Source organism: Arthrobacter sp. ISL-30 (genome assembly GCF_018613855.1).
GTDB lineage: Bacteria > Actinomycetota > Actinomycetes > Actinomycetales > Micrococcaceae > Arthrobacter.
Map to the genome: position 1 here is coordinate 23,128 of NZ_JAGGPK010000052.1, position 6,000 is coordinate 29,127.

At 64.6% G+C, this 6,000-nt stretch carries 7 protein-coding genes; all 7 read left to right on the plus strand.

The window, feature by feature from the left end:
- Nucleotides 1-7: 7 nt before the first annotated feature.
- Genes paaA through J7E82_RS18675 form a run of 7 tightly spaced genes read left to right on the plus strand, consistent with a single transcriptional unit; the run spans nt 8 to nt 5,707 of the window.
- Entirely contained in the window at nt 8-1,003 is a 996-nt protein-coding gene (paaA, locus tag J7E82_RS18645) for a 1,2-phenylacetyl-CoA epoxidase subunit PaaA (protein ID WP_214865343.1), read from the plus strand.
- A complete protein-coding gene (gene paaB / locus J7E82_RS18650; protein WP_214865345.1) occupies nt 1,000-1,410 on the plus strand; it encodes a 1,2-phenylacetyl-CoA epoxidase subunit PaaB in 411 nt (136 codons plus the stop codon). The genes paaA and paaB overlap by 4 nt, the downstream gene beginning before the upstream one ends.
- A 20-nt stretch (nt 1,411-1,430) precedes the next feature.
- Nucleotides 1,431-2,345 carry a 1,2-phenylacetyl-CoA epoxidase subunit PaaC gene (paaC, locus tag J7E82_RS18655; RefSeq protein ID WP_214865347.1) on the plus strand — a complete coding sequence of 305 codons (915 nt, stop codon included), beginning with the start codon at nt 1,431-1,433 and terminating at the stop codon, nt 2,343-2,345.
- 5 nt (nt 2,346-2,350) lie between these two features.
- Entirely contained in the window at nt 2,351-2,863 is a 513-nt protein-coding gene (gene paaD, locus J7E82_RS18660; RefSeq protein WP_214865361.1) for a 1,2-phenylacetyl-CoA epoxidase subunit PaaD, read from the plus strand.
- A 9-nt stretch (nt 2,864-2,872) separates the two neighbouring features.
- Complete coding sequence (gene paaE, locus J7E82_RS18665) at nt 2,873-4,078, plus strand: 1,2-phenylacetyl-CoA epoxidase subunit PaaE (protein WP_214865349.1); 1,206 nt, start codon at nt 2,873-2,875, stop codon at nt 4,076-4,078.
- A gap of 9 nt (nt 4,079-4,087) precedes the next feature.
- Nucleotides 4,088-4,906, plus strand: a complete 819-nt coding sequence (locus tag J7E82_RS18670) for an enoyl-CoA hydratase/isomerase family protein (RefSeq protein WP_214865351.1) — start codon at nt 4,088-4,090, stop codon at nt 4,904-4,906.
- A gap of 9 nt (nt 4,907-4,915) precedes the next feature.
- Entirely contained in the window at nt 4,916-5,707 is a 792-nt protein-coding gene (locus tag J7E82_RS18675) for an alpha/beta fold hydrolase (RefSeq protein WP_214865353.1), read from the plus strand.
- The last annotated feature ends 293 nt before the right edge of the window (nt 5,708-6,000 follow it).

Here is a 6,000-nt window from a genome sequence, read left to right on the forward strand (position 1 = left end):
AGCAACCATGGCATCGCAGAATCTGCAGTCTGTGCCCGCTGAGCTGTCCCCGGAGGAAGTGGAGCGGGAGAAGGCCGGTCAGGCGTATTTCGAACGCATCATTGCGGAGGATTCCCGGATCGAGCCGCGCGACTGGATGCCGGAGGCCTACCGCAAGACCCTGCTGCGCCAGATCTCCCAGCACGCACATTCCGAGATCATCGGCATGCAGCCGGAGGCCAACTGGATCACCCGTGCTCCCAGCCTCAAGCGCAAGGCCATCCTGATGGCCAAGGTCCAGGACGAAGCCGGCCATGGCCTGTACCTGTACTCGGCGGCCGAGACATTGGGCCAGTCACGGGACAAGATGATGGAGGACCTGATCGCCGGCAAGGCCCGGTACTCCTCGATCTTCAACTACCCGGCAGTCAGCTGGGCGGACATGGGAGCGATCGGCTGGCTGGTCGACGGCGCCGCCATCTGCAACCAGGTGCCGCTGTGCCGTGCCTCCTACGGACCCTACGGACGCGCGATGGTGCGCATCTGCAAGGAAGAATCGTTCCACCAGCGGCAGGGCTTCGAGATCCTGCTCGAACTCTCCAACGGCACCCCGGCACAGAAGCAGATGGCGCAGGAAGCGGTAAACCGCTGGTACGCGCCGTCGCTGATGATGTTCGGTCCGCCGGATGACGACTCGCCCAACTCCAGGCAGTCCATGGCGTGGAACATCAAGCGCTTCAGCAATGACGAGCTGCGCAGCCGCTTCGTCGGGATGATCGTTGAGCAGGTAAAGGTCCTGGGACTCGAGCTCCCGGACAAGGACATCCGTTACAACGAAGAGACCAGGAAGTGGGAGTACGGACCGCTGGACTGGGAGGAATTCAAGAACGTCCTGGCCGGCCGCGGTCCCTGCAACTCCCAGCGGCTTGAGCGCCGCCGCCAAGCGCACGACGACGGTGCCTGGGTTCGCGAGGCAGCGGCCGAATACGCCCGCAAGCAAGCAGAGAAGGAATACGCAGCATGACACCCCACGGCAACCCGGAGTTCCCCGGAGAATCGACACCGGCAGGCTCGGCAAACGAGGGTTCGCGCGCTGCGGCCGCCTCGGCCAGCTCAACCCCCGCAACCTCAACCACCGAGAGCCACTCACACAGCCAGTGGCCCCTATGGGAGGTCTTCGTCCGCTCCAGCCGCGGCCTGTCCCACGTCCACGCAGGCTCCCTGCACGCTCCTGACGCGGCAATGGCGCTGCGCAATGCCAGGGACCTCTACACCCGACGCAATGAAGGCGTCTCCATTTGGGTGGTCCCGGCCGACGCGATCTCCGCCAGCGACCCGGACGCGAAGGGCTCCTTCTTCGAGTCCCCGCAGGGTAAGGACTACCGGCATGCCACGTACTACACCAAGAGCGAAGGCGTGAAGCACCTGTGACAACGGCCAACTCAGGGAACATGGAACACGACACCGACTTCGCCCACGAGGGCCACGGGGACATCTCCGTCGGCGTCAGCGGCGCCGGCGCATCCGGTGACGGCTCGGCGTCGGCCACCCGCATCACCCCGGGCAACGCCCTGCGCCCGGAGGACATCGCCCTGGAGGTCCGCCGCGGCACGGCCAAACCCAGCGAGGATGTGGCCGAGTATGCGCTGCGCCTGGGCGACGACGCACTGATCCTGGCCCAGCGGCTGGGACACTGGATTTCCCGCGCCCCCGAGCTCGAGGAGGATGTGGCCCTGGGCAACATTGCCCTGGACCAGCTGGGCCACGCCCGGTCCTTCCTCACCTACGCCGGCGGAGCCTGGGATAAGAGCGAGGACGACCTCGCCTACTTCCGTCGCGAGCACGAGTTCCGCTCCGCACACCTGTTCGAACAGCCCAACGGCGATTTCGCCGTCACCATCGCGCGGCAGCTTGTTGTCAGCTACTACCAGTACGCGCTGTACAGCAGGCTCATGCAATCCGCCGACCCCACCCTCGCCGCCATCGCTGCGAAAGCCGTCAAGGAAGTGGACTACCACCGCGACCACAGCGCCCAATGGGTCCTGCGCCTGGCCGGCGGCACGGAGGAATCCCGACGCCGGATGATCCAGGGCCTGAGGCTCGTGTGGCCGTACGTGGAGGAGATCTTCGAGGACGACGAGCTCACCACAAGGCTGGCCGAAAGAGGAGTGGCAGCGTTGCCCTCCAGCCTGCGCCAAGAGTTCGACAACCGCATTGCCGAAACCTTGGCCGAAGCCGGACTGGACGTTCCGGACGTTCCCCAGTCCCTGGGAGGCGGCCGCGCGGGAAGGCACTCGGAACATCTGGGCTACATCCTGGCCGAAATGCAGGTCCTGGCCCGCGAATACCCCGGAGCAAGCTGGTGAGCATCATGACCGCCAAAGTGATTGAAACCATGACCCCCGAACGCGCTTGGGCCATCGCGGCCACGGTCTGCGATCCGGAAATCCCGGTCCTCACCATCGAGGACCTGGGGATCCTCCGTAATGTCCGCATGGAGGACGACGCCGTTGAGGTCACCATCACGCCCACGTACTCGGGCTGCCCCGCGATGGACGCCATCCGTGACGACATCCGGAAGGCCTTCAACGAGGTCGGCTACCCGGATGTCCGAGTAGAGCTGGTGCTCTCCCCGGCCTGGACCACGGACTGGATGACGGAAGCCGGCAAGGCCAAGCTCAAGGAGTACGGCATCGCCCCACCCAGCGGCCACTCAAAGGCGGGCGGCCATGCGGGCAAAGTAAGGCTGAGCCTCGCGGTGAAGTGCCCGCAATGCTCGTCGCTGAACACCAGGGAACTTACCCGCTTCGGCTCCACGTCCTGCAAGGCGCTCTACGTCTGCCAGGACTGCAAGGAACCGTTCGACTACTTCAAAGTGTTGTAAGGAAGCCAGATGACCACCGCAACCCAGACGGCCAGCCGCCGTCGTGCGTCCTTCCACACCCTCACGGTGACGGAGGTCCGCCGGCTGACTGACGACGCCATCGAGGTCACCTTCGGTGTCCCGGCCGAGCTGGCCGGCCAGTACGACTACCTGCCCGGCCAGTACGTGGCCCTGCGCACCACGCTGGCCGACGAGAACGGCGAGCCGCACGAGATCCGCCGCAGCTATTCGATCTGCGCAGAGCCGCGCAGCTTCCCGGATGGCACCAGCGAGATCCGCGTGGCCATCAAGAAGGACCTGGGTGGATTGTTCTCCACGTGGGCAAACGCGGAGCTCAAGGCGGGAGACACCCTGGACGTCATGAGCCCGCAGGGCGCGTTCATCTCGCGTCATGGCAAGGATGGCCAGGCCGTAGACCACAACGTCATGAACTCCATGAACCATCCGCAGGAGCTCGCAGGGAAGCCCGGGAACTTCGTCGCCATCGCCGCAGGTTCCGGAATCACCCCCGTGATTGCCATCGCCCGGACCCTGCTGGCCTCGAACCCTGACACCCGCTTCGACCTCATCTACGCCAACAAGGCGGCCATGGACGTCATGTTCCTGGAAGAGCTGGCGGACCTGAAGGACAAGTACCCGTCGCGCCTGGCGCTGCACCACGTGCTGTCCCGCGAGCAGCGGATCGCGCCGCTCATGACGGGCAGGATCGACTCTGAGAAGCTCCAGCAGCTGCTGGAGAGGGCGATCCATGCCGAGGACGTGGACGAATGGTTCCTGTGCGGCCCATTCGAGCTGGTGCAGCTGTGCCGCGACACGCTGGCAGCCCGCGGCGTGGATCCCGAGCACATCCGCTTCGAACTGTTCACTACGGGTCGTCCGGATCGTCCGGAGGGCAACGCCGGCCGTCCCGTCATCGAGGACGAGTCCAAGGACACCTTCAAGATCACGTTCAAGCTGGACGGCCTGCAGGGCGAGGTGGCCAGCCCCACGCACGCCCGCGAATCCATCCTCAACGCGGCCCTCCGCGTCCGGCCCGACGTGCCGTTCGCGTGCGCCGGGGGAGTGTGCGGCACCTGCCGGGCCAAGCTGGTCAAGGGCACGGTGGCCATGGACGAAAACTACGCGCTGGAGCAGGATGAACTGGACAAGGGCTACGTGCTCACCTGCCAGTCCCACCCGACCAGCGAATCAGTCACAGTCGACTTCGACGTCTAAGGAAACCGAATGATCTCCCTCTCCATCGCAGACGGCATCGCCGAGGTGGTCCTCAACGCTCCCGAAAAGCTGAACTCGCTGGATGAGCATGCGCTCGCGGAGCTGGGCAAAGCGTACGACGACGCCGCTGCCGCCGCCTCGCGCGGTGAGGTGCGGGCGCTGCTCCTGCGGGGTGAGGGACGCGCCTTCTGCGCGGGTCGGGATATCTCGGGCGTCTCGCCGGACAGCGACGATGCCCAGGCGTATCTGGGCGGCCTTGTGGAGCCTCTGTTGCAGAAGATGGCAGGTTTCCCCGCTCCCACGTTTGCAGCCGCCCATGGGGCCTGCCTGGGCGTAGGACTGGGACTCCTGCTGGCCACGGACGTGGTGTATGTGGGGGAGAAGGCCAAGTTCGGCTCGCCGTTCGCCAAGCTGGGCGCCACCCTCGATTCGGGTGGCCACTGGTACTTCACGGAGCGCCTAGGCATGCACCGCACCCTGGACCTGATCTACACGGCCGAGCTGATGAGCGGCGCCGAGGCCGTGGCCCAAGGCATGTTCAGTAGGGCAATGCCCGATGAAGAGCTGCTTCCGGCTACCAGGGAGATTGTGTCCCGGGTTGCCACCGGGGCCACCGAGGCGTTCAAGGCGAGCAAGGAGCTTGTTGCGCACATTCGTGACCAGCGCCTAGGCCTGTGGTCCTCCATGGCCGAGGAGAACGCCGAGCAGGCACGCCTCTGCAAGACCGACGACTACGCGGAGGGCTTCCGGGCGTTCCAGGAGAAGCGGACACCGGTTTTCAAGGGTCAGTCCTTCTTGGGTAGCCGCACCGGAGGGACGCAAGCGTAATCTGGGCCTATGGATTCCGAGGTCCGGACCCTCGCGCTTCGCACCGGCATCTCCGTGCCTTGCCTCATCAGCGGTCCTGACACCTGGGCGCGCTTGTTGCTCCTCCACCCTTGGGGTGAATCCCGGAAGACGTTTGATCGGCTGATTCCGCTGCTGCCTGATGTCCGCATCCTTGCCCCGGATCTACGCGGGCAGGGAGAAGCCGACAAGCCCGACGGCGGTTACTCCCTGGCGGAGCAGGCCGAAGACGTCGCTGCCATCCTTGAGGCCCTTGACGTCCCGCGGGCCTACGTCCTTGGTTCTTCAAGCGGCGGCTATGTGGCCCAGCAGCTGACCGTGATGTACCCGGAGAAGGTTGCCGCTCTAATCCTGGTCGGGACGCCCTTGAGTCTGCAGGGCCGGCCGTCCTTTGCCGATGAGGTGGATAGGCTGAGCGATCCAATTGACGAACAGTGGGTGCGGGATTCGCTGTCCTGGTTTCCGCTCCTGCACGCAGTTCCTGCCTCGTACATTGATGACCGCGTCCAAGATGGCGTCACCATGCCGGCAAGGGCCTGGAAGGGCATCCTCGATGGGCTGATTGACGCCACCCCTCCCACCGAAGTTGGAAGCATTTCTGCGCCGACGCTGATTCTGTGGGGTGCAGACGACGAACTCCTGCCCCGGAGTCACGCGGAGACTCTGGCATCCAGGATCAAAGGCGCCCAGCTGAAGGCCTATGAGGCCACGGGGCATCTGGTGCTGTGGGAATGCCCGGAACGCGTGGCTGCGGATACGAAGGCGTTTCTTGCGGTGATCTAGGGGTCATATTTGCTGCGCCCGATGCTCAACACTGCCAGGACGCCTATGACTGTTCCTGAAGTATTGGTTAGGACGTCAATCCAGCTAGGAAAGCGTTCAGCGAGGAAGGTCATCTGGCCTGGCTGTGACAGGTTTGGATGGCCCCGGTAGGACGGTTATATCTGGCCCCACTTCATGACTCGCCGGGCATCTTGTGACGGTTATTCGTGGCCCCACCTTCAACGTTGGATTCATCACTTGGTCTTGCTTTTATACCCCTCTCCCAGCCCCCGAAACCGTCATGAATCTCGTAT

Bases quoted from the DNA above. Each gene is read 5' to 3' on its own strand.
- paaB (WP_214865345.1), top strand. From the start codon at position 1,000: ATGACACCCCACGGCAACCCGGAGTTCCCCGGAGAATCGACACCGGCA.
- paaA (WP_214865343.1), top strand. From the start codon at position 8: ATGGCATCGCAGAATCTGCAGTCTGTGCCCGCTGAGCTGTCCCCGGAG.
- paaC (WP_214865347.1), top strand. From the start codon at position 1,431: ATGGAACACGACACCGACTTCGCCCACGAGGGCCACGGGGACATCTCC.
- paaD (WP_214865361.1), top strand. From the start codon at position 2,351: ATGACCGCCAAAGTGATTGAAACCATGACCCCCGAACGCGCTTGGGCC.
- J7E82_RS18675 (WP_214865353.1), top strand. From the start codon at position 4,916: ATGGATTCCGAGGTCCGGACCCTCGCGCTTCGCACCGGCATCTCCGTG.
- paaE (WP_214865349.1), top strand. From the start codon at position 2,873: ATGACCACCGCAACCCAGACGGCCAGCCGCCGTCGTGCGTCCTTCCAC.
- J7E82_RS18670 (WP_214865351.1), top strand. From the start codon at position 4,088: ATGATCTCCCTCTCCATCGCAGACGGCATCGCCGAGGTGGTCCTCAAC.